We start from the raw sequence: 26,880 nt of genomic DNA, 5'->3' as shown, positions 1-26,880 counted from the left end.
CGCCCCGATCAACACGTTCGGCACACCGCTCAGACCGAACCCACCCACCGCCAGCGACGCACCGTCCGGCACATCAGCCACCGCCTCCGCGGCCGAAGTGATCAATTTGTCCATGTTCCTGTGATCCCCAGACGCTCGCGTGAATTCCGTGTCCGTCGCGGAGCGTTCTCCGCCGCCGGTCTGTCCGCCCCATCCGCATCCGGCCCTACCGAGACCTGGGTCCACGGTCCGAGGCCGTGACGCGGTTCGCCATCCCGCAGATTGGCGATATCCGTGGGGATCCGGGGCCCGTACACGGCGCCAGTCCCGCGAACACGGTATTTCGCGGCCGGCACCGGTTATCCCCAGCGGATTCCGTTGACCCCGGTCGTCCGGGCCGCCGAGAGTCTTGCTTCCACGCAGACGGCGGGACTGGGGAAATTCATGAAGACATTCGTGCATCGGGGGCAGATCACCAAGGTGGTCTTCGGCAGCGGTACGCGCAGCCGTATCCCCGAAGAGGCCGACGCTCTCGGATGCCGTCGGGTGCTCGTCCTGAGCGCACCCGGTCAGGTGGGCCAGGCGGCGGAGGTGCACGACGTCCTGGGTGGGGCGGCGGTGGGCACCTTCACGGAAGCCGCTCCGCACACCCCCGTCGAGGTCACGGAGAAGGCGGTCGCGTACGCCCGGACGGTGGGAGCGGACTCGGTCCTCGCCGTCGGCGGTGGCTCGACCATCGGCCTCGGCAAGGCGATCGCCCTGCGGACCGGGATGCCGCAGCTGGCGCTGCCCACCACCTACGCCGGCTCGGAGATGACGCCGATCCTCGGCGAGACCGAGGGGCGCCGGAAGACGACCCGCCGGCTGCCGCAAGTGCTGCCGAGGACCGTGGTCTACGACGTCGACCTGACGCTCACGTTTCCCGCGGCGGCATCGGTGGTCAGCGGCATCAACGCGATGGCGCACGCCGTGGAGGCCCTCTATGCACAGGACCGGGACCCGCTCGCCTTCCTGATGGCCGGTGAGGCGCTCGAATCCCTCACCCGGTCCCTCCCGGTCGTCGCACAGCGTCCGGACGACGGCGAGGCCCGGGCCGATGCCCTGTACGGGGCGTGGCTGGCGGGCACGTGCCTGGGCACGGTGGGCATGGCCCTGCACCACAAGGTGTGCCATGTGCTGGGCGGCACGTTCGGCCTCCCGCACGCCGAGACCCACGCGGTCGTCCTGCCGCACGTGGTCGCCCACAACGCGGCGGCGGCCCCCGAGGCCATGGCACGCATCGCGGGTGCGCTGTCGGCGCCCGACGCGGCGAGCGGTCTCTTCGACTTCGCGCGACGGCTCGGCGCCCCCGGGGCACTGCGGGACCTCGGCATGCCGGAGTCGGGCATCGAGCAGGCGGCAGAACTCATCGTGCGCGACGGCTACTGGAACCCGCGGCCGGTCGAACGGGCCGCGGTACACGCCCTCCTGACCGATGCCTGGGCAGGGCGGCGGCCGCGCACCTCACCCGGCGACGGACCTCGCCCGAGCGAGTCCGCGACCCACAACTCAACCAGCACGGGAGCGCGTCATGCGTGATCTGACCAGCGACACCATCACCGAGGCCGTGATCTCGACCATGCGGGAGACCAAGGACCCCCGCGTCGCCGAGATCCTGGAGTCACTGGTGCGGCACCTGCACGCCTTCGTCCGCGACGTCGGCCTGACGGAGGACGAATGGGCCCGCGGAGTCGACTTCCTGACGCGTACCGGGCAGACGTGTTCCCCGACGCGGCAGGAGTTCATCCTGCTCTCCGACGTGCTGGGCGTCACCATGCTGGTCGACAACCTGACCAACCGACGCTCCGGCGAGGCCACGGAGAACAGCGTGCTGGGCCCGTACTTCAGGGAGGACAGGCCCCGGCAGGCCGCATCCGCCGACATCTCCGGGGGGCTGCCCGGTACCCCGCTGTTCTTCGAGGGACAGGTCGTGGACCACGAGGGAGCGCCGGTGGCCGACGCCGCGGTGGACGTCTGGCACAGCGACTCGGACGGCCACTACGACATGGAGGTACCCGGTCTGGACGAGCCGGCCATGCGCGCGCTGTTCCGTACCGACGACGCCGGGAACTTCGGCTTCCGTTCCATCCGCCCGTCCAGCTACCCGATACCCGGCGACGGCCCGGTCGGCGAACTCATGAGCGCGACCGGCAGGTCGCTGATGCGTCCCGCCCATGTGCACCTGCTGATCGAGGCGCCGGGGTTCCAGCGCGTGACGACCATGCTGTTCCCCTCGGACGACCCCTACCTGGACACCGATCCGGTCTTCGGCGTCAGGGAGTCCCTGGTCGAGCGCTACGACACGTACGCGGCCGGCACCGGGCCCCGCGGGGGAGCGACCGAGGCGCCGTACACCCTGCTGCGCCGCACCTTCGTCCTCGAACCCCACGTCACGGACTGACCCCCACCGCCCCACCACGCCGAGAGCCGCTCGTCCGTGCGGACGACCGGCGTCGAACACTTCATCACACCGCGGGGTCCGGCCCCGCCCTCACGGAGGTCCTCAGATGAGTGAAACCGTTGATGTCGTCTTCGGGTTCCGAACCACGATGAGCCGGCTCGCCACGGGAGTCAGCGTGATCACCACATGCGCGGGCAGCACGCCCATCGGCATGACGGCGAGCGCCGTCGCCGCGCTGTCCCTGGAGCCGCTCCAGCTGATCGTGTGCATCGGCAACCAGCTGTACACGCGGACCGCGATCGCCGAGCACGGCCGCTTCGCCGTCAACGTCCTGGGCGAGGACAGCGAACACCTCGCACGGAACTTCGCCGTTTCCAAGGTGGACAAGTTCGCCGGCGTGGAGACCCTCGACGACCACGGCGTGCCGGTGCTGAAGGACGCCATCGCGGCTGTCGTGTGCGACGTCTCCGCGGCGCTGCCCGGTGGCGACCACACCATATTCGTGGGCGACGTCCGCCACTTCGAGCACCGCGTGGAAGGCCGGCCGCTGCTCCACTTCGGCGGAGACTTCGGCGCGCTCAGGCCCCACTGCTGACGTCGGCGGCCCGGCGAAGGCTGCCGTGACCCCCGGCCCACCACGGCCCCCGGCCCCCGGCGTCCGGCTCGCGCAGGCGAGCCGCGGACGCCGGGGCCGCACTCGTTCCGACGACCCCATCGAAGGTGCCATGACCAGCTCCGTGCCGACCTTCAAGCTGCGACCCGCCGACCAGCCCCCGCACCTGCTGACCCGGCCCCGGCTGCTGCGCCGGCTGGACGCGTCGACCGAGCCCGTCGTGGTGGTCTCCGCACCCGCCGGTGCCGGGAAGACGGTGCTCCTGAGCGAGTGGGCGCAGCGCCCCGCAGCCCGCGGCGGGTGCGCCTGGCTCAGCCTGGACGCGTACGACAACGCCCCGGGCCGGCTCTGGGCGGGCATCCTGCGGGCGCTGCGGCACGTACGGCCGGAACTGCCCGTCCGCCCCCACAGCGGCGCGTGGACGCTCGACGCGTGGCCCGAGGAGATCCTGCCGGACCTCGTGAGCGGACTGCACGGCCAGGGCCCGCTCACGCTGATCCTCGACGGGGTGGAGTCGATCACGGACGCCGACGCGGTCCGCAGCCTCTCCGACTTCCTGACCAGGCTTCCGCAGGGCTTCCGTGTCGTCCTGTCGACGCGTCACGTTCCGGGCGGGCCCGTACCCGCCCTGCGCGCCCGGGGCGCGGTCGCCGAACTGGACCGGGAGGACCTGGCCTTCACTCCGGAGGAGGCCGAGGCCGTGCTCACCGAGCTGCTCGGGGCCGCTCCGGACGCGGAGACGTCGAGCGCGGTGTACCGGAGCACGGAGGGGTGGGCGGCGGCGCTGTGCGTCATGGGCCGTACCCTCGCTCGCCCGTCGGGCACCGCCGGTACGGCCGCCGACCTGGCCCGCGGCGGGCGAGCGGTCACCGAGTACCTGGCCACCGAGGTACTGCACCGGCTCACCACCGAGCAGCGCGAGTTCCTCCTGCGCACCAGTGTGCTCGACGAGCTGAGTGCCGGGCCGTGCCGGGCCCTCGCCGGGGACCGGGCGGGCGTACTGCTGCGCGAGCTCGCGCGGACCGTCCAGCTGCTGGTCCCGGTGGCCGCCGAACCCTCGGCGTACCGGCGCCATCCCGCACTGTCCGCGCTGCTCTTCGACCTGCTCGGAGCCGAGGGGCGGGAGACCGTCGCGTCGATGCACCGGACGGCGGCCCGGTGGTACGCACGGCACGGCGGCACCACCGCGGCCGTCCGGCACTGGGTGCGGGGCGGCGACGAGGCCGCCGCCGTCGGGTCGGTACTCCGCGACTGGGAGAAGGCGATCTCGGCGGGCCGCAGCGGTGAGGTCGCGCACTGGCTGGAGCTCCTGCCGCGCCGCACGGTCGCCGCGGACACGAGACTGTGCGTCGTGGCGGCGATGGCGGCCCTCTCGGAGGGCGCTCCGGAGACGGCCCGGCGCTGGCTCGACGTGGTCCGGCTCAGGGAGCCGGGAGCGCAGACCGTCGGGGAAGGAAGCACGGTGTCCGACGCGGCAGCCGTCGCCCGGGCGGTGGCCTGCTGGCTGCAGGGGCAGATCCTGACCGGCGACCGGCTCGCCGAAACCGCCTTCGCCGGCACCGTCCCGCTGACGTCCTGGCGCGCTCTGGCCTGTACGGCCCGCGGTACCGCTCTGCTGTGGACCTCCCGGTACGAGGAGGCCGAGGCGCTGCTCGGCGAGGCGACCCGCGACGCGCATGTCGCCGGGCACGGCCTGACGCTCGTCCGCACGCTGGGGCTGCGGGCGCTGTGCGCCCTGCTGGCCGGACGCCACGAGCCGGCGCGCATGCTGAGCGACGCGGCCCTGGACGCGGCCGGGACGGCCGGGCTGGAGCGGCACTTCGTCGCCGCGCCCGCCTACATCGGCAGGGCCGGCCTGCTCCTCGAGGAGGGGCGGGCCGACGAGGCCGAGCGGACCCTGGCCGAGGCGGGAGCGGCGCTGGCCGACTCGTCCAGGACCGGCGGCGAACCCCAGATGCACGCCTGGTACCACGTCACACGGGCACGGCTTGCCGCTGCGCGGCACGACACGGCCGCCGCACGGGAGGCCCGCGAGACGGCCGAGCGGGCGGCGGCCCGGTGCGAGTCACCGGGAGTGCTCACGGAACTCCTCGGACGGGTCGCGCAGGACACCGTCGTGGCGCTCGTCGGGTCCGGGTCCCGGGAGCTGTCGCTGCGGGAACGCCGGGTGCTCCGCGCCCTGTGCGGTCCGCTGACACTGCGTGAGATCGCCTCCGAGTTCTACGTGTCCCACAACACCGTCAAGACACAGGTACGGGCGATCTTCCGCAAACTCGGCGCACACGACCGGAGCGAGGCGGTCGCCAGGGCCCGGGAGCGCGGCATGCTCTGACCCGGGCCCCGGCGTCCCGCTACTGGGCGTTCCGGCGCGTGCCGTCCTGTCGCCGGGCGTAGTCCGCCTGGGCCAGGTACGCGGTCTCCGGTTCCCCGTCGCCGGTCACGCTCTCGATGCCGCAGACCTTGCGGGCGAGGTCCGCCATGGTCCCGGTGGGGGACATCTCGGCACGCTTCATCGTGAGGCTCCGGATGGCCAGCAGGGGCGTGCCGTTGAAGTTCTCGAAGGTGCTGATGCGGTCGCCCCAGTCGGACAGGAACATGTCGCGGATCACGCGGCTGATCTTCAGCCGGTCGTGCGGCCTGCCGACCGGCCCGGTCTGCAGCGCCGCCAGCCACGGCCGCAGCTCGGGCCGATCCCACTGCCCCTCGGTGGGGTAGATGAGCGCGGCACGGCCGGACAGGTCGACGAGTTCGTGGGTCAGGTCGGTGATGTGCTCGATGTAGTAGGCCCGCCCGAAGTCGAACATCAGGACGTTCGGCTTGTAGATGCCGCCGGGAGTGAAGAACCCGTCGTCCTCGGAGGCGATCACGTGCGCCTTCAGCGTCTGGAGGAAGCCGGCGAACCGGGCGATCCGGGCCTGGACCGGCGGCAGTTGGTAGGTGCCGATGTGCTCGGTGATCAGCAGGGCCAGGCCGAGCATCAGCTCCGCCTTCACCATGGCGCGCACCAGGGAGTGGTAGTGCAGCCAGTCGAAGACGCGCTGCGGGTACAGCGAGGCGTGCTCGGGGTTGCCGATGTGGAAGACCCGGTTCCAGGGGATGAGCACGTCCTCGAACACGATGATGCTGTCCAGCTCGTCACCCTGCGAGGCGAGCGGGTGCTCCACCTCCTCGCCGTCGCGGACGTTGCTCTCGCGGCAGATGATGGTGACCCCGGGGGTGTTGGGCTTCACGGCCCCGTAGATGATCTGCTCCGCCACGATGCCCGGGCGGTAGAAGACGCCGATGTGGATCCAGTCCCCGAAGGCCGCGCCGGTGCTGATGGACTTCACGCCCCGCACGGTGATGCCCTCGTCCGAGGTGGCGATCACCCGCAGCGCGGGGGACTGGGCCTGTGCGGAATCGCGCGAGCGGTCCGCCTGCGGGTCGACGAAGGCCGGGGTCGCGTTGAGGTCCCCGTCCCGCATCACGTTCCAGAAGTCGAGGATCCCGCCGGTGAGGTCCCGCCCGTCGGTCCCGACGGACTGGCTGCTCCAGGGCTCGGGGTCGTCGACGTAGGTCAGCAGGACGTAGTTGTTGACATCCGGCGTACGCGGTATCGCACCGCCGCCCAGCTCCCGCTGCACCGTCTCCAGATAGCGCCGCTTGCGCAGCAGGTCCTCCTTGGAGCGGTGCTGGAACCAGGTCATGGACCGCCGGACACCGTCCTCGTCCAGGAACGTCATGACGTCCTGGAGGTCGGGGCGATGGTGCAGGTCGTAGAAGTCCGCGATGCTCCGGGCGTAGGCCCTGGTCTTGGGGTGCGTGGACACATCGGCGACGAGTTCGTCACCCACCCACACCGTGCGGCCGTCGTTCAGCGCCGCCAGGTATTCCTTGCCTGTACGCACGTCGTGCTCCTCTCGGGGGCAAGAGATCTGGACGACCAGGAGGATGCGGCGCGGCGGGGTGAGCGGACGGCGCCGGACCGACAATCACCCGGGTGAAAGCGCCGGGCACACAGGGACGGGCGTTGAGGGCCGATGTCGCGGTGCGGCATGCTGACCCCATGCGCAGCACAGACCCCGCGGGTGACCGGCCCGGTGGGCGTGGGAACCGGGCCGTGAACGGCCTGCGCCTCAGGGGACGGGGCCGCGAGCTGGCGGCCGTCCGCGCGGCCCTGGACACGGTGCGGGGCGGACGGGGTGCCTGCGTCGTCGTGGAAGGCGCGGCCGGCGTCGGCAAGAGCCGGCTGCTGGCGGAGCTGGACGACATGGCACGGCGGTCCGGGTTCGACGTGGTGTCCGTACGGGCCGACGAACTCGACCAGTACGCCGCCGGCGCGGCCCTGCAGCTGGCCCTGCAGCCCTCCGACGGCACCGCACGAGCCGCCGCGGCCACCGACGACCAGCGGCTGTGGCTGCTGGACAGCATCACGGACGCCCTGGAGGACCGTGCCCAGCGCGCCCCGGTGGCCGTGCTGGTGGACGATGCGCAGTGGGCGGACGCGGCCACGCTCCTGGTGCTGCGCACCCTGCCCCGGCGACTGGCGGCTTCGCGGATCCTGTGGGTGCTGGCGATACGGCCGGAGGCGGAGCGGCCGACCGTCGCCAGGGTGCGGGAGGATCTCGAACGTCTCGGAGCCCGCTGGCTGACCCTCGGCCCGCTGTCGCAGGAGGAGTTGCAGCACATTGCGGCCGACGTCCTCGGCGCGCAGCCGTCACCCGGGCTGGCCGGGCTCCTGCGGGGTGTCGCGGGCAATCCGTTCCTGGCGATCGAACTGGTGCGGGCCTTCGTCGACACGGACGCCGTCAGGGTGGAGGCGGGCGTGGCGAGCCTGCTGCACGACGGCATCCCCGTCGGGTTCCGGCGGAGCGTCGCCGCGCGTCTGGACCGGCTCCCGGAGGACGCCGTGCGCCTGCTCCAGGTGGGGTCCGTCCTCGGCCGGGAGTTCGACCTCGGTACGGCCGCCCGCATGCTCGGCAGGGAGGTGGGCAGCCTGCTGGCGGGTGTCGAGGCGGCCCTGAACGCCGGTCTGCTCTCCGGTGACGGGCCGCGACTGGCGTTCCGCCACGACCTCATGCGGCAGGCCGTCCACGAGAACCTGGCACCGGCCGTACGCGTAGCCCTGCACCGGCAGGCCGCCGACGTGCTGCGCGGCATCGGGGCACGATCGGCCGAGGTGGCCTGGCACGTCGTCCTGTCGGGCGGCCCGGTCGACGACGACGCCGTGACCTCGCTGACCACCGCGGTACGGGAACTGTCCTCGTCGGCCCCCGACGCGGCCGCGGACCTCGCCCAGCAGATCGCCGGGCTGCTGCCTCCGCACGACCCACGGCGCATCGCCCTGCTCACCGACGCCGCCGAGCACCTCGGCCGGACCCGCCGGGTGCACCAGGCGCTCGACCTGGTCGACGCCACCCTGTCGGACCGGCTGGAGCCGCTGCAGGAGGCGCGCCTGCGCCTGGTGGCCGCCGAGATCCACCAGGCCACGGGCGACGACGCCGCCGCGATGACGCACCTCCAGCAGGCTCTCGCGCTTCCCGGGCTGCCGGCCGACCTGCGGGTCCGGCTGCTGAAGACCAAGGCCACCGGCCACGTCTACCTCGGCGACATCACCGCTGCCGAGCAGACCGACATCGGACTGGTCGAGGCCTCCTACCGCAGCGAGGACCCGGCCGTCGTCGTCAGCGCCATGGTGTTCCAGTCGCAGACGTTCTTCTACCGAGGGCGGCTCGCGCGCGCCCTCGAACTCGCCGAGGAGGCCACGGCGCGTTCCGGCACCCAGACCGGCGTACTCCACCTGCGGCCACCGCGGATTCCCGCGCTCTGGCTGGCCACGGTGCTGACCGCCACGGACCGGCTCGCGGAGACCGGGCGGGTGCTGCGGGAGGGGCAGCGCGAGGCGGAGGCGATGGGCCTGGGCTGGTCGCTTCCCCACTGGCACGCGAGCCGGGCCTGCGCGCTGTTCGAACAGGGGGCCCTGGACGACGCGGCCGTGGAGGCCGAGGCCAGTCTGATGGTGGCCGAGGAGCTGGAGATCACCCAGCCGACTCCGCAGGCCCGCTCCGTACTGGCACTGGTGGAGATCCGACGCGGTGACCTCGCCAGAGCCAGGGACCATCTCCGCGCCGCCGAAGCCGGATCCGGCACGAGCACCCAGCGGTTCGGCCCGTGGGTGTCGCTGGCGCGCGCCTGCCTGGCCGACGCGGAGGGCCGGGACGCCGCGGCGGCAGCGGCGCTGGACGCCGGCTTCGCGGACGCCGAGCCGGCACAGCTGCTCGCGGTGCCGCCGTCCCACTGGCCCTGGATCGTGCGCACGGCACTGCGCGGCGAGGACGTGCCGGTCGCGCGGGCCGTGTCCGGTGCCCTGCGCACCCTCGCCGGACAGGACGACAGCCAGCGGATCATCGGGGCCGTCCGAGCCCATGCGGACGGACTGCTCCACCACGACCGGGGTGCGCTGGAGTCCGCCGTCACCGGTTACCGCAGCACCGGCAGGAGGCTGGCCCTGGCCGGGGTCTGCGAGGACCTCGCAGGCCTGCTGGCCGCCTCGGGCGACACCGCGTCGGCGATCTCCCACCTCGAGGAGGCGGGCGAACTGGCGTCGGCCTCCGGAGCCCTGCGCGATCACGAGCGGATCACGCGGAACCTCAGACACTTCGGCGTGCGCACGGCCGCCCCACGGCACCACACGAGCGGCACACCGGGATGGGAGGGCCTGACCGAGTCCGAGCGGAAGCTCATCCCGCTCGTCGTGGAGGGGCTCACCAACCGGGCCATAGCCGATCGGCTCTACGTGTCGGTGCACACCGTCAACACGCACATGAAGCACATCTTCGCCAAGCTCGGTATCAACACCCGGGTCGAACTGACCCGGCTGGCGATCGAGCGGGGCTGAACCGCCGACGGGGCGGACTGAGCGACGCCCGCGGCGGCGGGGCGCGGGCCGGGGATCCCGCGAACGAGCGATGCCGGCGCCCCGGGCCCGGGTGATGCTGGTCGCGACGGCGCCACAGGTACGGCGCCGTCGGGGATCGGGACATTCACTCCCCCTATTCCCGGAGCGGAGAGCGGAAACCGCCGACGCGGCCGGACCGATCCGGCATGGAGAAATTCGCCCGGGCCGTGCTCCGAATGTGCCACATATCGCATCAATGAGACATTGTGACGCGGACTCAGGCGGTTGTACGTTTCACCCGTGATGAGAATTTCAGCAGTTGCATTCATCGGTGCCGTGGCAGTCGCATTCGGAACTCTCGCAGCGACCGTGTCCCCCTGGTGGTGGCCGGCCGCCCTGCTTTTCGCGGCACTGGCGGGCGTGGGTTCCTACGATCTCCTTCAAAAGCGTCACTCGGTGCTGCGCAACTACCCGGTGCTGGGACATGTGCGCTTCATGCTGGAGTCGATCCGGCCGGAGCTGCAGCAGTATTTCATCGAGCGCAATTACGACGGCCGACCCTACGACAGGGATGTGCGCAGTCTCGTCTATCAGCGCGCCAAGGGCCTGGAGGCCGAGCAGGCGTTCGGGACCGAGCGGAACGTCTACGCCGAGGGGTACGAGTACTTCGAGTCGTCGATGAGGCCGCGCCCGGTGCACGCGGAGCAGCCGAGGATCCGCGTCGGCGGTCCGGACTGCACCAAGCCCTACGACATGGCACTGCTCAACGTCTCGGCGATGAGCTTCGGTTCGCTGTCCGCCAACGCGGTCCTCGCCCTGAACCGGGGCGCCGCCCTCGGGGGATTCGCACACGACACCGGTGAGGGCGGCCTGTCGGAATACCACCTGCGTCACGGCGGCGACCTGGTGTGGGAGATCGGCACCGGATACTTCGGCTGCCGCACCGCGGACGGCCGCTTCGACCGGGCGCAGTTCGCGGACAAGGCCGCTCACGACAGCGTGAAGTGCGTGTCCCTGAAGCTGTCCCAGGGAGCCAAGCCCGGCATCGGAGGGGTGCTGCCCGGGGAGAAGGTCACCGCGGAGATAGCCCGGGTACGCGGAGTCCCCGAGGGCCGGACCGTCATCTCGCCCCCCTACCACGAGGTCTTCGGCACGCCACGGGAACTGATCCGGTTCCTCGCCGAGATGCGCGAGCTGTCCGGGGGCAAGCCGGTCGGCTTCAAGTTCTGCGTGGGTTCCCGGCGGGAGTTCCTGGCGGTGTGCAAGGCGATGGTCGAGGAGGGCACCGCGCCGGACTTCATCATCGTCGACGGAGCCGAGGGCGGCACCGGAGCCGCCCCGTTGGAGTTCGCCGACCATCTGGGCAGCCCCCTGACCGAAGGGCTCGTCACCGTCCACAACGCGCTGGTCGGCGCGGGCCTGCGGGACCGGATCAGGATCGGCGCCAGCGGCAAGGTGGCCACCGGAGCCGACATCGTCAAACGCATGGTGCAGGGCGCCGACTTCACCAACGCGGCCCGCGCCATGATGTTCGCGATCGGATGCATCCAGGCGCAGAGCTGCCACACCAACACCTGCCCCGCCGGGGTCGCCACACAAGACCCGCGCCGCGCCCGCGCGTTGCACGTCGACGACAAGTCGGTCCGGGTCCAGCGCTTCCAGTCCGCCACGGTGAACAGCGCCATGAGGATCATCGCCTCGCTGGGCGTGAGCGGACCGGCCGCGCTGCGCCCGGACATGCTGCGCCGGCGCGTGGATCCCGTCACGGTCCGCTCCTACGCGGAGCTCTACGAATGGCTGGCTCCCGGGCAGTTGCTGATCGAGCCGCCGGAGTCCTGGGCCACGGACTGGAAGGCCGCCGATCCTGATCGCTTCACCGCCTGACCGGTCCCGCGGCGGTGAACGGGTGAAGAACGGGTGCGGCCCGGACGAGCGAAACGCAGGAGCCCCCGAACTCACCGTGCAGGCATCTCGTTCCGGACCGAGCCCGGTCCGGAACGAGATGCCTGCGCCTTCCGTGCCAGGTGATTCTCCTGGCCGACCGCGAGCCACGCCGAAAGCCAGGGCTCCAGTCCCTCTTCGAACGTCTGCCCGGCCTCGTCCTTGCCCGGGGCACCGTCTCCGGCGTTCATCGTGCAACACACTCCTGACTCCTCGGCCGGCTCAGCCGACCTGCCGGAATTCCGTGAGCCGGTTCCGGACCCAGGGGTAGAAACGGTCGAAGCGGTCGTAGGCGTGGCTTGCGCAGTGCCCTTCCGACGCTCTCCCGGCCGCGGGGAAAACGGCGGCACTCGCGGAACCGCCGGCAACGAAGAGAGCACCTGCGGCGACTGCGAGAAGAACAGCCACGACCGCTGTGCGGCGTACGGGTTTCTGCATGGTCATTTCTCCTTGCTCCGGCGAACGCCGACAGGATCACTATGCGCCGCAGAAACGGCAGGGGGCGTCGCGCAATCTGGTGATCGGGCGGTGCGCGGCCGTATCAGGAAAAGGAACGGCGGGACCGATCACCAGATCATGCGATGCGCCTCGATTCCGGGCCGTGCCATTCTGGCCGGATGGAAAAGGGCGTTGTTCGGGTCGGCTGCCCGGGAATGAACGGCCGCAGATGAGTGATCAGACGAAAGTGATCGTCCTGGGCGTGATCGCCCTCGTCCTCGGGGTCGGCCTCGTTCTCGCGCTGCAGCCTGCCTGCACGCCCTGACGGCGGACGCCTCAACTCCGCCCGGCGCCGAACGCACCGGTTCCCCGCGCGGTGTTCGGCGCGGGCCACCAGGCTGCGTTCGAGATCGGGGTCGCGGGTGAGCCGGTGAGCCGGGGAACCACGTCGGTGACCACGGAGACCTCGCCCCTCTCGATCGCCTGGTACCAGGAGATCCAGGTCTCGATCTGTTCCCCGCTCATGCCCAGCCGCCAGCGCCGCGCGAAGGCCTCCTCAAGGGTTTCGGGTTCGTAGCGGTAGGGCCGGCCGGTCGCCGCGGCGATCCGGGTGACCGCTTCGCCGAGAGTCAGCGCCTCGGGCCCGGTGATCTCCAGGGTCGCGCCGTCGTACTCCGAGCGCGGACCGTCCTCGAGGGCTACGGCCGTGATCACGTCCGCGATGTCCTCGTGGGTGACGAAGGCGGCCCGGCCGGTCGTCGCGGGGCCGCGCACGACGAATTCCGCGTCGGCGAGGGCCGCGGGCGTCGACGCGTAGAAGCCTGCCCGGAGGACCGTGTGGCGGATCCCGGCGCCTGCCAGGAACTGTTCGGTCAGCCACTGGTCGCGGGCGTTGAGGTAGGTGGCGGCGGGCGCCGCGCTGACGAGCGACACGTACAGGACCCGGCTCACGCCGACCGCGATCGCGGCCTCGACCGCGGTGGCGTGTTCCTCCAGCCGGCGGCCGTTACGGTGTCCGGAGACCATGACGAGGGTCGACGCGCCGGCGAGCGCCTTGCGCATGCCCGCGGCGTCGGCGTAGGCGGCCGGACCGCGTCGCCGGGCGCCCGGCAGGTCGGGCATGCGGTCGGGACTGCGTCCGACGAGGAGTTGCGGGACGCCGTGGCCGGCGAGCCGGGCCGCGATCCGGCTGCCGAGCGCACCGGTCACCCCGGTGACCGCCACCGTGGCGTGATTCTGGTCGGACATGTGTGTCTCCCTCCGGCCCGGGCAGCTGCGGAACCCGGTATTCCCTTTTTCGCTCACGTCCAGCAACGAGGGCGACGGCCCCGGCCGTATCCGCTGGTGCGCGACGGCGCTCTGAGCCACCGCCGCGGGGACGGTGCCGGTCGGCACCGTCGCCGCGGTCTCACCATCCCTGGGTCACGATCCATGTCTCGCGTGCCGGGGACCGGGATGTTCGACGCCTGCGCCGACCGGTGTCCGCTGGTGCCGGTCATGCAGGGTGAAGTCGGCCCGGACGGCAACACCCGACTGCAGCAGCTTCTGGTGGACCAGGGGGTCCCGTCCGGGGTGCGAGGCGACGACGCTGATGTACCCCTCGGGCAGGCCGGTCACGGCGTACTCGCCGCGCGCGTTCGTCGTGGTCCGCACCAGCTGCCGACCGCCGGAGTCCATGACGGTCACCGCGGCGTGGCGGACGGGCTGCTGCTCGCTGTCGCGGACGGTGCCCTCCAGCATCGGCAACAGCTCGCCGAAGTGGTGCGGGCGGACCGGCAGCGGGGTGGGGACGGGTGCCTCCACGGAGGGGTCCTCCACCGGCGGCTCGGGAATGTCCTCCTGCTCGTCCTCGGCCCCCAGCGCCGCGGCTGCGCGGTGGTGCCGCCACGCGTCCAGGCCGAGCAGCGCCGCTCCCGCGGTGATCCACGCGCAGAGCACGAGGACCGGTTTCAGCACCCCCGTATCGTCGAAGTACATCACGCCCCTCAGGGCGTCTACCGCGTTGCCCAGCGGCATGACCGCGTGCAGACCCTGGAAGAACCGAGGCAGCAGCGGGACGGGGACCAGGCCGCTGGACGGAACGCTCAGCACGACGTACAGGCCCAGGCCCGCGAGCGGGAAGAAGTGCCGGACGAACGGTGCCATACCGAGCGAGAAGGTGGCCACGGCCGTCGTGAGCAGGAAGGCGATCGCCAGGGCCGCCGGGTCGTCGGGGAAGAAGTCCAGTCCGACGCCGACGAGGAATCCCACCAGGCTGAAGAGGCCGGCGGCGCCCGCGATCGTGATCAGCTTCCTGCGCCGGGTGAAGGTCACCGCCCGCAGCAGGGTCGTGGCGAGGATGTAGCCGGGGACGTTCCAGGCGATCCCGAAGTAGACCAGGGTCGTGCCGGTCCCGTCCTTGTCGACCGTGGGGGCCACGTCGGTGACGGTGAGCTTCTGGTGGTTGTGCGCCGCGAGCCGGCCGAAGCCCTTGTCCAGCGCCTGCTCCAGGGCCGAGCCGTTGGCCTCGGCCACGTACAGCACGGCGTGTTTGCCGTCGGCGGCGAAGCCGGCCACGGCGTCCCGGTCCAGCACCGCCCGGCGGGCGTCTCCGGCGTCCGCCACGGCGGTGACGTCGAACCCGGCCGGGTGCTCCCGCTGCAGCACGGTGTCGACCTTGCGTTCCAGCGTGAGATCGGCCACCGCGATCCTGGCGTGGTGGGGCTGGGGCTGGTGAAAGGCCAGCGGGAAGCAGAACAGCAGGCCCAGGAAGAGCAGCACCGGGATCGTGAGGGTCTCGACGACGACCCGGGCCCCGGAAACGCCCCCGGCCCGCTCGATCCGGGGCTTCACAGAACCACCCCTCGGCCACCACGGCGAGCCGTACCGCCGAGCCCACGGGGCGCACGGGCGACCGTACGCCCGGCGGTCCCGAAGCCGCCTCTCCGGTGCAGGCCGGCCTGCAGTATTCGCGGTCCGAACAGTTTCACGGCGCCTCTCTCGACTGTCCCGCGCCCGGGCATCGTCAGGGCGCCATCTCGTTAACGTACCGATCGGAACATCTATGTCTGCTGGACCTTACGCGTACCGATCGGTACAGTCAAAGCGTGTCGCGCCCCGTCAATGCCGAAAAACGTGCCGAACTGCTGAAAAAGGTGGTGCACCACCTCCAGCACCACGGCGTCGCGCAGATGTCGCTGAGTCCGCTCGCCCAGTCGATCGGCACCACCAAGCGCATGCTGCTGTACTACTTCGGCAGCCGCGAGAACCTGCTGGCCCAGGCGCTGGCCACCAGCCGCCCCGACGCGCACGCCATGTTCGACGGCGTTCGCGACAGCGCGGAACTGCGTGCGTCGGCGCACACGCTGTGGGACGCGATGACGGTCGGGGAACAGGCCGGTCCGGTCCGCATGCTGCTGCAGCTGCTCAGCCTCGCCGCCACCGATCCGCAGCAGTACGGCGCCGTCGCGGCCGAGACCGTCGAGGTCATGATCGGGCCCATCGCCGCGGCCTACGTCCGGCTGGGACACCCGCCGCAGCAGGCGCGGACCGCGGCCACACTCCTCGTCTCCGGACTGCGCGGTCTGTGTCAGGACCGCCTGGTGACACACGACGCGGCCCGTACCGACGCGGCCGCCCACCGGCTGATCAGGGACGCGGTCGCGGCGGCCGACTGATCCGGTGCCCCGGTTCCCGGCCGGTGGCAGGGCCGCACGGCCGACTCCGGGCGGTGCCGACAGGAGTGATCCGGGAGCGCTCGGGGAAGGAGTCGGGGTGACGCCGTGGGGCGGTTCGGGCAGGTCCGTGCATCCGTGCCGACGTGTCAGGGCCCCTCGGCGGCAGCTCCACCCGGTGCTGAGCATCCTCGGCAGAAACGCAGGTCGACATCGTGCTGCGGAGACATCGAACGGCTCCGGCCCCACCTGCCGGTACGGACGGTGACGCGGGGCTCTTCACACCCGACTCCGTGACCTGGCAGATGCACGGCGACCCCATGATGTGGGTGGCCGGCATCCGGGCGCTCTACCTCCAGGCCCTGCACCCGCGCGCGGTGCGCGGTGTCATGGCGAACTCCGACTTCCGCCGTGACGCCTGGGGCCGGCTGATGCGGACCGCGAACTTCGTCGGCACGACGACCTACGGCACCACCGAGGCCGCCGAGCGGGCCGGAGCGCGGATCCGGAAGATCCACAGCATGCTGGGCGCGACGGACCCGGACACCGGCGAGCGGTACGGCGTGGACGAACCCGGCCTGCTGCTGTGGGTGCACTGCGCCGAGATCGACTCCTATCTGCACGTCGTCCGCCGCTCCGGCTTTCCGCTCACCGACGCGCAGGCCGACCGCTACATCGCCGAACACCGGGTCAGCGGCCGCCTGGTCGGCCTCGACCCCGCCACGGTGCCGGGCGACCAGGCCGAGCTGACCGCCTACTTCGACAAGGTGCGACCGCAGCTCGCCGCCGGCGCCGACGCCCGCGAGGTCGACGAGTTCCTGCTCCGCCCGCCGACGCACCCGCTCCTGATACCGGCGCGCGCAGCACTGTGGCGGCGCGTGGCCCGCCTCGCGTACGCCTCTCTGCCGCCGTACGCCCACGAGCTGTACGGCAGACCGGCGCCTCGACCCGCCGTCGTCACCCGCCGACTGCGCGCCACCGGCACCCTGTTGCGCTGCGTTCCCGCACGTCTGCGCTGGCAACTCCCGCCCAAACACATCCTGCGCGCCATGGCGAGGCTCGGCCCGGACGCACGCCCCGCACCGTACAAAGTCGGGCGATAGACAGCCATACTGGGCGGGCAGGGGGGTGTCACGGACCGCGACGGGGGGCGACGGCGCGCGATGTCTGACGGCAGGCTGGTCCAGGGGCGGTACCGGCTGCTCGACCTGATCGGGCGGGGCGGGATGGGCGAGGTGTGGCGGGCCCGCGACGAGTCACTCGGCCGGCAGGTCGCCGTGAAGTGCCTCAGACCGCCGGGCCCGCACCACGACCAGGCGTTCACCCGGGTGCTGCGGGAGCGGTTCCGGCGCGAGGCGAGAGTCGCCGCCGCCCTCTCGCACCGCGGGGTCACCGTCGTCCACGACTTCGGCGAGTACGACGGCATCCTCTACCTGGTGATGGAGCTGCTGGACGGGCGCAACCTCAGCCAGCTCCTGGAGGACGACAGGCACCACCCGCTGCCCGTCGGCGACGTCGTCGACATCGCCGAGCAGGTCGCCGCCGCCCTCGCCTACACCCACCAGCAGGGCATCGTGCACCGGGACCTGAAGCCGGCCAACATCATGCGGCTCACCGACGGCACGGTGAAGATCTGCGACTTCGGCATCGCCCGCCTCGGCCACGACATCGGCCTCACCTCCCGGCTGACCGGCACCGGCATCGCCATGGGCACCCCGCACTACATGTCCCCGGAGCAGATCGGCGGCACCGAGGTCGACCAGCGCAGCGACCTGTACTCGCTGGGCTGCGTCCTCTACGAGATCGCCACCGGCGCACCGCCGTTCGACCTCGACGACGCCTGGGCGATCCTCGTCGGCCATCGTGACACCCCGCCCGCGCCGCCGCGCAGCCACCGCCCCGAGCTGCCCGGCTGGTTCGAGCGGGTCGTCCTCGACCTGCTGGCCAAACGGCCCGAGCAACGGCCCTACGACGCACGGGAACTGGGCCGCCGTCTCACCTCGGGTCGGACGACACCCGCATACGTCCCCACCGTCGTCACCGCGCGGCCCCGGCCGCGGACCACGGAACCGGGCGCCCGCGAGCCCCGGCTGCCGTCCTGGACCCGGGGCATGACCACCGGTCACAAGGCTACCGGCGCCGCCCTGCGGACCACCCCGCCCGATCCCGGCGCCGGCCTCACCGGAGAGTGGACCGCCCGTCCGGTCACCGGCGTCCCGGAACCGTTCCCGGCCGTCCCCGCCCCCGTCCCCTCCCCGGAGACACTCGCCGCCCTCGCCGGCCGGCACAACGCCGCTCTCCGCCTGGGACGGCTCGGCCGCTGGGCCGAGGCCGGCGACGTGCACCGTGCCGTCGCCGCCGAACGCACCCGTCTCCTCGGCCCCGACCACCCCGACACCCTCGCCAGCCGCTACGAGATCGCCTTCACCCTCAGCCGCACCGGCCGTCCCGCCGACGCGCTGCGCGAGTACACCGAGGTCGCCGCCGCCCGGGAGCGCGCCCTCGGGGCCGACCACCCCGACACCCTCGCCACCCGGCAGGAAACGGCCTACGTGCTCGGCCAGTTGGGCCGCCACTTCGACGCCCACCAGGTGTACACGGCCGTCCTCGCCGCCCGGCAGCGGCTGACCGGCCCGGATCATCCCGACACCCTGCGCTGCCGCCACAACCTCGCCTTCAACCTCAGCAGGCTGGGCCGCCTGGAGGACTCGTACCGGATGGCCCACGACGTGGCCGCGGCCCGCGCCCGGGTGCTCGGCCCGCTGCACCCCGACACCCTGGTCACCCGCTACGAAGTCGCCTACGCACTGGGCCAGTTGGGTCGCTGGACCGAGGCCCTGCAGACCTACCGCGAGGTCGCCGCCGCCCGGGAGCACGCCCTCGGCGCCGACCACCCCGACACTCTCGCCGCCCGCTACGAGGTCGGCATCAGCCTGGGCCGCCTGGGCCGCAGCGCCGACGCGCTCACCCTGTACCGCACCCTGATCGACGACCGCACCCGCGTCCAGGGCCCCGCCCACCCCGAGACCCTGCGCGCCCGCCACGGCCTCGGCGTCAACCTCGGCCGCCTGGGCCGCTGGGAGGAGGCCCTGGCCGAGTCCCGAGACGTGTGCGCGATCCGGGAACGGGTGCTCGGCCCGGACCACCCCGACACGCTGGTGAGCCGCCGCGAGGTGGCCGTGAGCCTCGGGTGGCTGGGGCGCTGGGCGGACGCGCTGACGGAGTACCGGAGGGTGGCCAGCGCCCGGGAGCGGGTCCTCGGCCCGGACCACCCGGACACCCTCGCCAGCCGCAACGACGAGGCCCACTGCCTGGAGCAGTTGGGGCGGGGGGCCGAGGCGGTGGAGCTGTACCGAAGGGTGGCGGCCCTTCGCCAACAGCGCGCATCCGGAGGCCGACTCTGAAACGCGCCCCGCAACGCGCCCCCGGAGGGGCGCTGGGGGTACCCCCGGCCGAAGGCTGGGGGGAGGCGCCGCGCGACCGGCCGCCCCGCGCGGCCCGCACGTGAAAACCGGCCCTCCCCGCGGAGCGAACCGGCACGCCTCTTACCCACCTAGATCATCGTGTGTTACGAAGAACCATGCCCGCTGCCACGGAACCCTCCCGCACCTACGACGCCATCATCGTCGGCGGCGGCCACAACGGCCTCGTCGCGGCGGCCTACCTGGCCCGGGCCGGCCGCACCGTGCTGGTCCTGGAGCGACTCGGCCGCACCGGCGGCGCCGCGGTCTCCAGCCGCCCCTTCGCCGGCGTCGACGCACGGCTGTCCCGCTACTCCTACCTGGTCAGCCTCCTGCCGAGGAAGATCGTCCGCGATCTCGGCCTGGACTTCCGGGTCCGCGGCCGCACCATCTCCTCGTACACGCCCGTGGAACGCGACGGGCGGCCGACCGGCCTGCTGGTCGGCGGCGGCGAGCGGCGGATCCGCGAGGCCTTCGAACGGCTGACCGGAGGCAAGGCGGAGTACCAGGCCTGGCAGCGGTTCTACGGCACGACCGGCCGGGTCGCCGAGCGGGTCTTCCCGACGCTCACCGAACCGCTGCCCACGCGTGCCGAGCTCCGCCGCCGCATCGACGACGAGGCCGCCTGGCGGGCCCTGTTCGAGGAGCCGATCGGGGTCGCGATCGAGGAGAACTTCACGGACGACCTGGTGCGCGGGGTCGTCCTCACCGACGCGCTGATCGGCACCTTCGCCGACGCCCACGACGCCTCGCTGCGCCAGAACCGCTGCTTCCTCTACCACGTCATCGGCGGCGGCACCGGCGCCTGGGACGTACCGGTCGGCGGCATGGGCGCCCTCACCGACGCGCTGGCCGCCGCCGCGCGCTCGGCCGGCGCGGTGCTCGCCACCGGCCACGAGGCGGTACGGATCGACACGGACGGCAGGACCGCGGAGGTCGCCTACCGCACCGCGGACGGGGAGGGCGTCGCCGCCGCCCGGCACGTGCTGGTGGGCGCGTCCCCGCAGGAACTCGCCGCCCTCACCGGCGACCCGGCACCGGAGCCCGCCGAGGGCGCCCAGCTCAAGGTGAACATGCTGCTCAAGCGGCTGCCCCGGCTGCGCGACACCGCCGTCGACCCGCGCGAGGCGTTCTCCGGGACCTTCCACATCGCCGAGGGCTACGGGCAACTCGCCACCGCCCACGCCCAGGCGGCGGCCGGCCGGCTGCCCGCCGCCCCGCCCTCCGAGATCTACTGCCACTCCCTGACCGACCCCACCATCCTCGGCCGTGACCTGGCCGAACGCGGCTACCAGACGCTCACCCTCTTCGGCCTGCACACCCCGGCCCGGCTCTTCGCCGCCGACAACGACGCCGTACGCGACGAACTCCTCAGGTCCACCCTCACCCAGCTCGACGCCCACCTCGCCGAGCCGATCGCCGACTGCCTGGCCCTCGATGCCGACGGCCGCCCCTGCATCGAGGCGAAGACCCCCCTCGACCTCGAACGCGACCTGCGCCTGCCCGGCGGCAACATCTTCCACCGCGACCTGACCTGGCCCTACGCCCAGGACGGCACGGGCCGCTGGGGCGTGGAGACCCGGCACCCCAACGTCCTGCTGTGCGGGGCGGGCGCGGTGCGCGGGGGAGGGGTGAGCGGGGTGCCGGGGCACAACGCGGCGATGGCGGTCCTGGACGAGTCGGCCGCCTGACCGCGGGCCGGACCGCGGACCGCGGGCCGGAACGCGGTCAAAGAAACTGACGGGGCATCAGAAAACCTCTTCCGTCGGTCGCACGACTGCGGCATCCTGCGCCCATGCAGACGGAGCTGAGCAAGACCCTGGGAGTCGAGCACGCCGTCTTCGGCTTCACGCCGTTTCCGGCCGTGGCCGCGGCCATCAGCCGGGCCGGCGGGTTCGGAGTGCTCGGCGCGGTCCGCTACACCGCCCCCGACGACCTCAAACGCGACCTCGACTGGATCGAGGCGCACGTCGACGGGAAGCCGTACGGGCTCGACGTCGTCATGCCCGCCAAGAAGGTGGAAGGCGTCACCGAGGCCGACGTCGAGGCGATGATCCCGGAGGGGCACCGCCAGTTCGTGCGGGACACCCTCGCCAAGTACGGCGTGCCCGAACTGGCCGAGGGGGAGGCGTCCGGCTGGCGCATCACCGGGTGGATGGAACAGGTCGCCCGCAGCCAGCTCGACGTCGCCTTCGACTACCCGATCCGGCTGCTCGCCAACGCCCTCGGCTCCCCGCCCGCCGACGTCGTCGACCGCGCCCACGACCAGGACGTCCTCGTCGCCGCACTCGCCGGCAGCGCCCGGCACGCGGTCAAGCACCGGGACGCGGGCATCGACATCGTGGTGGCCCAGGGCTACGAGGCCGGCGGCCACACCGGCGAGATCGCCACCATGGTCCTCACCCCGGAGGTCGTCGACGCCGTCGCACCCCTGCCCGTACTGGCGGCCGGGGGGATCGGCAGTGGCCGGCAGGTGGCCGCCGCGCTCAGTCTCGGCGCTCAGGGAGTGTGGCTGGGCTCCATGTGGCTGACCGTCACGGAGGCGGACCTCTCCTCGCCCGCCGTGACCCGCAAACTGCTCGCCGCCGGCTCCGGCGACACCGTCCGCTCGCGCGCCCTGACCGGCAAACCGGCCCGCCAGCTGCGCACCGAGTGGACCGACGCCTGGGACGACGCGAACGGCCCCGGCACCCTCCCCATGCCCCTCCAGGGCCTGCTCGTCGCCGAGGCCCTGTCCCGCATCCAGAAGTACGAGGTCGAGCCCCTGCTCGGCACCCCCGTGGGCCAGATCGTCGGCCGTATGACCAGCGAACGCAGCGTCCAGGCCGTCTTCGACGACCTCACCCGGGGCTTCGAACAGGCCGTCGACCGCGTCAACCGCATCGCCGGAAGGAGCGGCAAGTGACCAGCACGCCCCCCGCCGGGTTCTGGGCCCAGGCCACGAGCGATCCCGACCGCCCGGTGCTCGTCGCACCCGACGGCGAGGAATGGACCGCGGGCCGCCTGCACGCGGCCGTCAACCAGCTCGTCCACGGACTCCGGGCCGCGGGCCTGGAGCGCGGCGACGCCTTCGCGGTCGTCCTGCCCAACGGGCCCGAGTTCCTCACCACCTACCTTGCCGCCACCCAGGCCGGCCTCTACCTCGTCCCGGTCAACCATCACTTCGTCGGCCCGGAGATCGCCTGGATCGTCGCCGACTCCGGCGCCAAGGTGCTCCTCGCCCACGAACGGTTCGCCGGCCCCGCCCGCCACGCCGCCGACGAGGCAGGCCTCCCGGCCACCCACCGGTACGCGGTCGGCGAGATCGAGGGCTTCCGCCCCTATGCCGAACTCCTCGACGGGCAGCCCGAGTCGGCGCCCGCCGACCGTGAACTCGGCTGGGTCATGAACTACACCTCGGGTACCACGGGCCGCCCCCGCGGCATCCGCCGCCCGCTGCCCGGCAGGCTCCCCGAGGAGGCCTACCTCGGCGGCTTCCTCGGCATCTTCGGCATCCGTCCCTTCGGCGACAACGTCCACCTGGTCTGCTCGCCGCTCTACCACACGGCCGTCCTCCAGTTCGCGGGCGCCTCCCTCCACATAGGCCATCGGCTGGTCCTCATGGACAAGTGGATCCCCGAGGAGATGCTCCGCCTGATCGACACATACAAGTGCACCCACACCCATATGGTCCCGACCCAGTTCCACCGCCTGCTCGCTCTCCCCGAGGATGTGCGCGCACGCCATGACGTCTCCTCCATGCGGCACGCCATCCACGGCGCCGCTCCCTGCCCGGACCACGTCAAGCGCGCCATGCTCGACTGGTGGGGCCCCAGCGTGGAGGAGTACTACGCGGCCAGTGAGGGAGGCGGCGCCTTCGCCACCGCCGAGGACTGGCTCAAGAAGCCCGGCACGGTCGGCAAGGCCTGGCCCATCAGCGAGCTCGCGATCTTCGACGACGACGGCAACCGGTTGCCACCCGGCGAACTCGGCACCGTCTACATGAAGATGAACACCGGCGGCTTCGCCTACCACAAGGACCGGGCCAAGACGGAGAAGAACCGCATCGGCGACTTCTTCACCGTCGGCGACCTCGGCTACCTCGACGAGGACGGCTACCTGTTCCTGCGCGACCGGAAGATCGACATGATCATCTCGGGCGGGGTCAACATCTACCCCGCGGAGATCGAGTCCGTGCTCCTCTCCCACCCCGCCGTCGCCGACGCCGCCGCCTTCGGCATCCCGCACGACGACTGGGGCGAGGAGGTCAAGGCCGTCGTCGAACCCGCCCCCGGACACGAGCCCGGCCCGGACCTCGCCGCCGACCTGCTCGCCCACTGCGCCGGACAACTCGCCGGCTACAAGTGCCCCAAGACCGTCGACTTCATCGCCGAGATGCCCCGCGACCCCAACGGCAAGCTGTACAAGCGGCGGCTGCGGGACCCGTACTGGGAGGGACGCACCAGGCCGGTGTGACCGGCCGGGGAGCCGGCGACCCGGCCCGCGTCAGGGGTGCGGCCGGTGCCGGGCCTCCAGGAACCCGGCGAGACCGGCGGCATCGGTGCCGAGCTTCCGGTAGACGCTGGACAGCAGCTGGCGCACGCCCTGCTCGGTGAGGTGCAGCTCCTTGGCGACCACGCCCACCGCGTGCCCCTGGACGGTCAGTTCGGCGGTCCGCAGTTCCGGCGCGGTGAGCGTGTCCACGTGCGCGTACCGCAACGGCAACGGCCGCAGCCCGGCCGCCGACAGCTCCTCGCGGGCCCGGGCGGCGAGCGCCCCGGCCCCGCAGTGGACGGCTCCCTCCAGCCCCTGGTAGAGCCGGTCGGCGGCCTCCTGGAGCCGGCCGGCCAGGGACAGCGCGGCACCGTGGCCGATCTGGGCGCGGGCGAGTTCGTAGGCGGCCGGCGACTGCTCCAGCTGCTCGACGGCCTGCGCGTACAGGCCGACCGCAGGCGGCCCGCCGGTCACCTCGGCGAGCGTGTGCAGGGCCTGCCCGACGGCCGAGTGGGCACCGAACTCCCGGGCCCTGCGCACCGCTTCGCCGGCCTGCCGCACCGCCTCCTCCGGCTCGGTGGGGGCGAGCGCGGACGCGAGCCGCAGCTGCCACGGGCACCAGGCCGGGTTCCGCCAGCCCCGCGCGTCGAGCCACTCCCCGACCTCGGACAGCAGCCGCGCCGCGTCGGCGTGCCGTCCCTCGGCGAGGAGGAGTTCGGCGTAGACGGTGCGGGGGTCGGGGTAGATCACGGCGTTGACCGGGGCCGCGCCGAAGTGGTGTTCGTCGGCGAAGGCGCGGGCCTCCGTGATCCGCCCGCGGGCCAGCAGGGTCTTGATGAGAATGCTCACGCCGAACCACTGCGCGGCCACGACCCCGTCCACCTTGTCGGCGATCCGCAGCCCCTCCCGCACGGAGTCCTCGGCTTCGGCCAGACTGCCGCGGCGGTAGTGGACGTACCCCGCGATGGTCTGGCCGAACGCCAGGTGGGAGCCGTGCCAGCCCTTGGCCATGCATTCGGCGATGCCCTTGCTGAACAGCTCCTCGGCCCGCCGGGGCTGGTCGCCGTACATGTACACGAGGGCGACGGAAAGGGGTACCTCGAACCCCCGGTTCTCGTCGGTCCAGCTCATGCCGCCGTGCAGGGCCTTGTCGGCGTACGCGAGGGAGGTCTCTCTCGGTTCGCCGCGCATGGCCGCGTCCCAGGCCCGCAGACCCAGGATGTACCGCTCCTCCAGACTGCGCCCGGGCAGCTGCTCGGCCAGGCGCGCGAGCGTCCGGGAGCGGGTGGGGGAGTCGTGGTCGTCCGGGCGCACCATGCTCCAGACGAACTGATCGGCCTGCATGCGGAGTTTGACGCGTGGATTCGTGGCCTGCCGTGCCTCCTCGGCGGCCACGTTCACGGCCTCGGCCAGTTGATCGGTGTGGGCCATGGCCGTGGTCAGCCGGTAGACGATGGAGGCGCGCAGATCGGGGTCGACGTGCGGCTGGGCCAGCGCCTGGCGGAGGTGACGCACCGTGGCCGTCGGTTCGATGAGGAAGGTGGCGCAGGCGAGTTCGTGGAGGACCGCGGCTCGGTCCTCGGCCGGGGGCGGTTCCTGCAGCGCGCGGGTCAGCAGACGCCGCGCCGCGTCGGTGGCTCCGGCGCGGAGGTAGTCACGAGCGGCCTCGCGCAGACACGCGACGGTCTCGGCGCGGTCTTCGCAGGGGACCTCCAGCAGGTGCCGGGCGGCCTTGGTGGCTCCGTACCCCGCGGCCAGGACGGCCTGCGCCGCGGTGTTGTGCAGACCGGTCCGGAACCCCGTGCGGATGGACCGGTAGATCGTCGTGGCGATCAGCGGGTGCACGAACTCGAGTTCACCCTCGTGACCGTGCCCGGCTGCCAGGATCCGCGCCGCGCGCAGCTTCTCGGTCGCCTCGGCGGCGGCCTCGTCACCCAGCACCGCGATGGCCGCGGCGAGCTCCGGTGAGAACGGTGAACCCAGTACGGCCGCGGTCTGCGCGAAGCGCACGGTCGTGGTGCCGAGCCGTTCCAGGCGTTCGATCAGCCCCGGGCCCTTGATCGCGGCCGCCAGCTCACGCATGGAGGACAGATCGTGGTCGGTGCCGCCCAGTTCGCGCTCACCGAGCCCGATGGCCAGTTCCACCGTCTCGAAGGGGCTGCCGCCGGTGGCCGACCAGCACTCCTTGCAGAACCGGTCCCCGGCCGCCTCCCCGATCTCGTTCCTGACGATCCGTGCGACGCCTTCCGGGGTGAGCAGGGCCAGGTTGTGGGGGCGGTTCCCGCGGTCCGCGACGAGCGTGCGGAACCCGCCCGCCTCGGCGGGCAGTTCGTCGGGCCGGTAGGTGACGACGATCAGCAGCGGGAGATCCTCGGCCCGTGGCGCGAAGGAGGTCAGCCAGCTCAGGGACTCGGGGTCGGTCCAGTGGAGGTCGTCCAGGATCAGGACGATGGGAGCCTTCTTCATCGTGAGGCGCGTCATGACCCAGTCGAGACCCTCGCGGACTCCGGTCGGGTCCGGAGCGGGGGCAGGTCCCGTCGCTTCGAGTCCGAGTACGGCGGCGACGGTGTCGTACCAGCTGCCCAGAAAGACGCGGAGTTCCGCCTCGTCCATCCGTGCCAGGGACGGCTGCATCAGCTGGCGCACCACGCGGAACGCCGAGCCTTGTTCCGTTTCACTGCCCCTGCCCGACAACACGGTGAATCCACCCGCCGCGGCTTTCGCACGCGCCTCCGACATGAGAGCCGTCTTGCCCAGTCCGGCCGGCCCGGTGAAGGCGAGCAGCCCTTTGTTCCGTGCTCGTGGCACGCCGCCCGTGGTCCGTCGCAATTCCCGGAACGCGGCGTCGAGGGCCAGAAGTTCCCGGCGGCGTTCGATCAGGTTCTCCTGGTCCGTGATCGGTCGCAGCGGCTCCGTCGCCATATGCCGTACCGCTTTCTTTCGTTCGGCCCGGGGAGAGCCGAGCGTACGCCTTGTCGCGGTGCGGGCAGACCGGACTGAGCACT

At 72.3% G+C, this 26,880-nt stretch carries 17 protein-coding genes; 12 read left to right on the top strand and 5 right to left on the bottom strand.

Annotated elements, in window-relative coordinates:
* On the bottom strand, window positions 1-114 hold a 114-nt coding region (locus tag AB0472_RS24580; RefSeq protein ID WP_366358985.1), incomplete at its 3' end, for a CoA-transferase.
* Between the two features lie 309 nt (window positions 115-423).
* On the opposite strand from AB0472_RS24580, the gene AB0472_RS24575 reads away from it, so the two are divergent.
* The 4 genes from AB0472_RS24575 to AB0472_RS24560 all read left to right on the top strand — a co-directional run bounded on the left by AB0472_RS24575 (window position 424) and on the right by AB0472_RS24560 (window position 5,364).
* Complete coding sequence (locus tag AB0472_RS24575; protein ID WP_366358966.1) at window positions 424-1,557, top strand: maleylacetate reductase; 1,134 nt, start codon at window positions 424-426, stop codon at window positions 1,555-1,557.
* Window positions 1,550-2,419 (top strand): dioxygenase, encoded by an 870-nt coding sequence (locus tag AB0472_RS24570; RefSeq protein WP_366358964.1) that lies wholly within the window; start codon window positions 1,550-1,552, stop codon window positions 2,417-2,419. Before AB0472_RS24575 ends, AB0472_RS24570 begins: the two co-directional genes overlap by 8 nt.
* Window positions 2,420-2,525: 106 nt before the next feature.
* Complete coding sequence (locus AB0472_RS24565) at window positions 2,526-3,014, top strand: flavin reductase family protein (protein ID WP_366358962.1); 489 nt, start codon at window positions 2,526-2,528, stop codon at window positions 3,012-3,014.
* Between the two features lie 130 nt (window positions 3,015-3,144).
* Window positions 3,145-5,364, top strand: a complete 2,220-nt coding sequence (locus AB0472_RS24560; protein ID WP_366358960.1) for a LuxR C-terminal-related transcriptional regulator — start codon at window positions 3,145-3,147, stop codon at window positions 5,362-5,364.
* A 19-nt stretch (window positions 5,365-5,383) separates the two neighbouring features.
* On the opposite strand, the gene AB0472_RS24555 is transcribed toward AB0472_RS24560, so the two are convergent.
* Window positions 5,384-6,919, bottom strand: a complete 1,536-nt coding sequence (locus tag AB0472_RS24555; protein ID WP_366358958.1) for a 4-hydroxyphenylacetate 3-hydroxylase N-terminal domain-containing protein — start codon at window positions 6,917-6,919, stop codon at window positions 5,384-5,386.
* 158 nt (window positions 6,920-7,077) lie between these two features.
* On the opposite strand from AB0472_RS24555, the gene AB0472_RS24550 reads away from it, so the two are divergent.
* Both AB0472_RS24550 and AB0472_RS24545 read left to right on the top strand, forming a co-directional pair.
* Window positions 7,078-9,909 carry an AAA family ATPase gene (locus AB0472_RS24550; protein ID WP_366358956.1) on the top strand — a complete coding sequence of 944 codons (2,832 nt, stop codon included), beginning with the start codon at window positions 7,078-7,080 and terminating at the stop codon, window positions 9,907-9,909.
* A 303-nt stretch (window positions 9,910-10,212) separates the two neighbouring features.
* The gene (locus AB0472_RS24545; protein ID WP_366358983.1) at window positions 10,213-11,793 is read left to right on the top strand and encodes an FMN-binding glutamate synthase family protein; all 1,581 of its coding nucleotides are present in this window, start codon (window positions 10,213-10,215) and stop codon (window positions 11,791-11,793) included.
* An 831-nt stretch (window positions 11,794-12,624) separates the two neighbouring features.
* Here the strand turns inward: AB0472_RS24545 and AB0472_RS24540 are convergent.
* Together AB0472_RS24540 and AB0472_RS24535 are read right to left on the bottom strand one after the other, a co-directional pair.
* Window positions 12,625-13,536, bottom strand: a complete 912-nt coding sequence (locus AB0472_RS24540) for an NAD(P)H-binding protein (RefSeq protein ID WP_366358954.1) — start codon at window positions 13,534-13,536, stop codon at window positions 12,625-12,627.
* Between the two features lie 174 nt (window positions 13,537-13,710).
* Window positions 13,711-15,120 (bottom strand): carboxypeptidase regulatory-like domain-containing protein, encoded by a 1,410-nt coding sequence (locus AB0472_RS24535; RefSeq protein WP_366358952.1) that lies wholly within the window; start codon window positions 15,118-15,120, stop codon window positions 13,711-13,713.
* A gap of 254 nt (window positions 15,121-15,374) precedes the next feature.
* On the opposite strand from AB0472_RS24535, the gene AB0472_RS24530 reads away from it, so the two are divergent.
* The 6 genes from AB0472_RS24530 (at window position 15,375) to AB0472_RS24505 (ending at window position 23,857) form a co-directional block, all read left to right on the top strand.
* Complete coding sequence (locus AB0472_RS24530; protein ID WP_366358950.1) at window positions 15,375-15,944, top strand: TetR family transcriptional regulator; 570 nt, start codon at window positions 15,375-15,377, stop codon at window positions 15,942-15,944.
* Window positions 15,945-16,246: 302 nt separating this feature from the next.
* Window positions 16,247-17,044 (top strand): oxygenase MpaB family protein, encoded by a 798-nt coding sequence (locus AB0472_RS24525; RefSeq protein WP_366358981.1) that lies wholly within the window; start codon window positions 16,247-16,249, stop codon window positions 17,042-17,044.
* 60 nt (window positions 17,045-17,104) lie between these two features.
* Entirely contained in the window at window positions 17,105-19,345 is a 2,241-nt protein-coding gene (locus tag AB0472_RS24520) for a serine/threonine-protein kinase (RefSeq protein WP_366358948.1), read from the top strand.
* 176 nt (window positions 19,346-19,521) lie between these two features.
* The gene (locus tag AB0472_RS24515; protein ID WP_366358946.1) at window positions 19,522-21,093 is read left to right on the top strand and encodes an NAD(P)/FAD-dependent oxidoreductase; all 1,572 of its coding nucleotides are present in this window, start codon (window positions 19,522-19,524) and stop codon (window positions 21,091-21,093) included.
* 104 nt (window positions 21,094-21,197) lie between these two features.
* The gene (locus AB0472_RS24510; protein WP_366358944.1) at window positions 21,198-22,307 is read left to right on the top strand and encodes a nitronate monooxygenase family protein; all 1,110 of its coding nucleotides are present in this window, start codon (window positions 21,198-21,200) and stop codon (window positions 22,305-22,307) included.
* A complete protein-coding gene (locus AB0472_RS24505) occupies window positions 22,304-23,857 on the top strand; it encodes an acyl-CoA synthetase (RefSeq protein WP_366358942.1) in 1,554 nt (517 codons plus the stop codon). The genes AB0472_RS24510 and AB0472_RS24505 overlap by 4 nt, the downstream gene beginning before the upstream one ends.
* Before the next feature lie 30 nt (window positions 23,858-23,887).
* Here AB0472_RS24505 and AB0472_RS24500 read toward each other — a convergent pair whose 3' ends face one another.
* Window positions 23,888-26,797: an AAA family ATPase gene (locus AB0472_RS24500; protein ID WP_366358941.1), complete on the bottom strand. Its 2,910-nt coding sequence runs from the start codon at window positions 26,795-26,797 to the stop codon at window positions 23,888-23,890.
* Between the last annotated feature and the right edge of the window lie 83 nt (window positions 26,798-26,880).

The sequence above is a fragment of the Streptomyces sp. NPDC086777 genome, assembly GCF_040702065.1.
Classification (GTDB): domain Bacteria; phylum Actinomycetota; class Actinomycetes; order Streptomycetales; family Streptomycetaceae; genus Streptomyces.
This window is presented reverse-complemented; position numbering and strand designations above follow the sequence as displayed.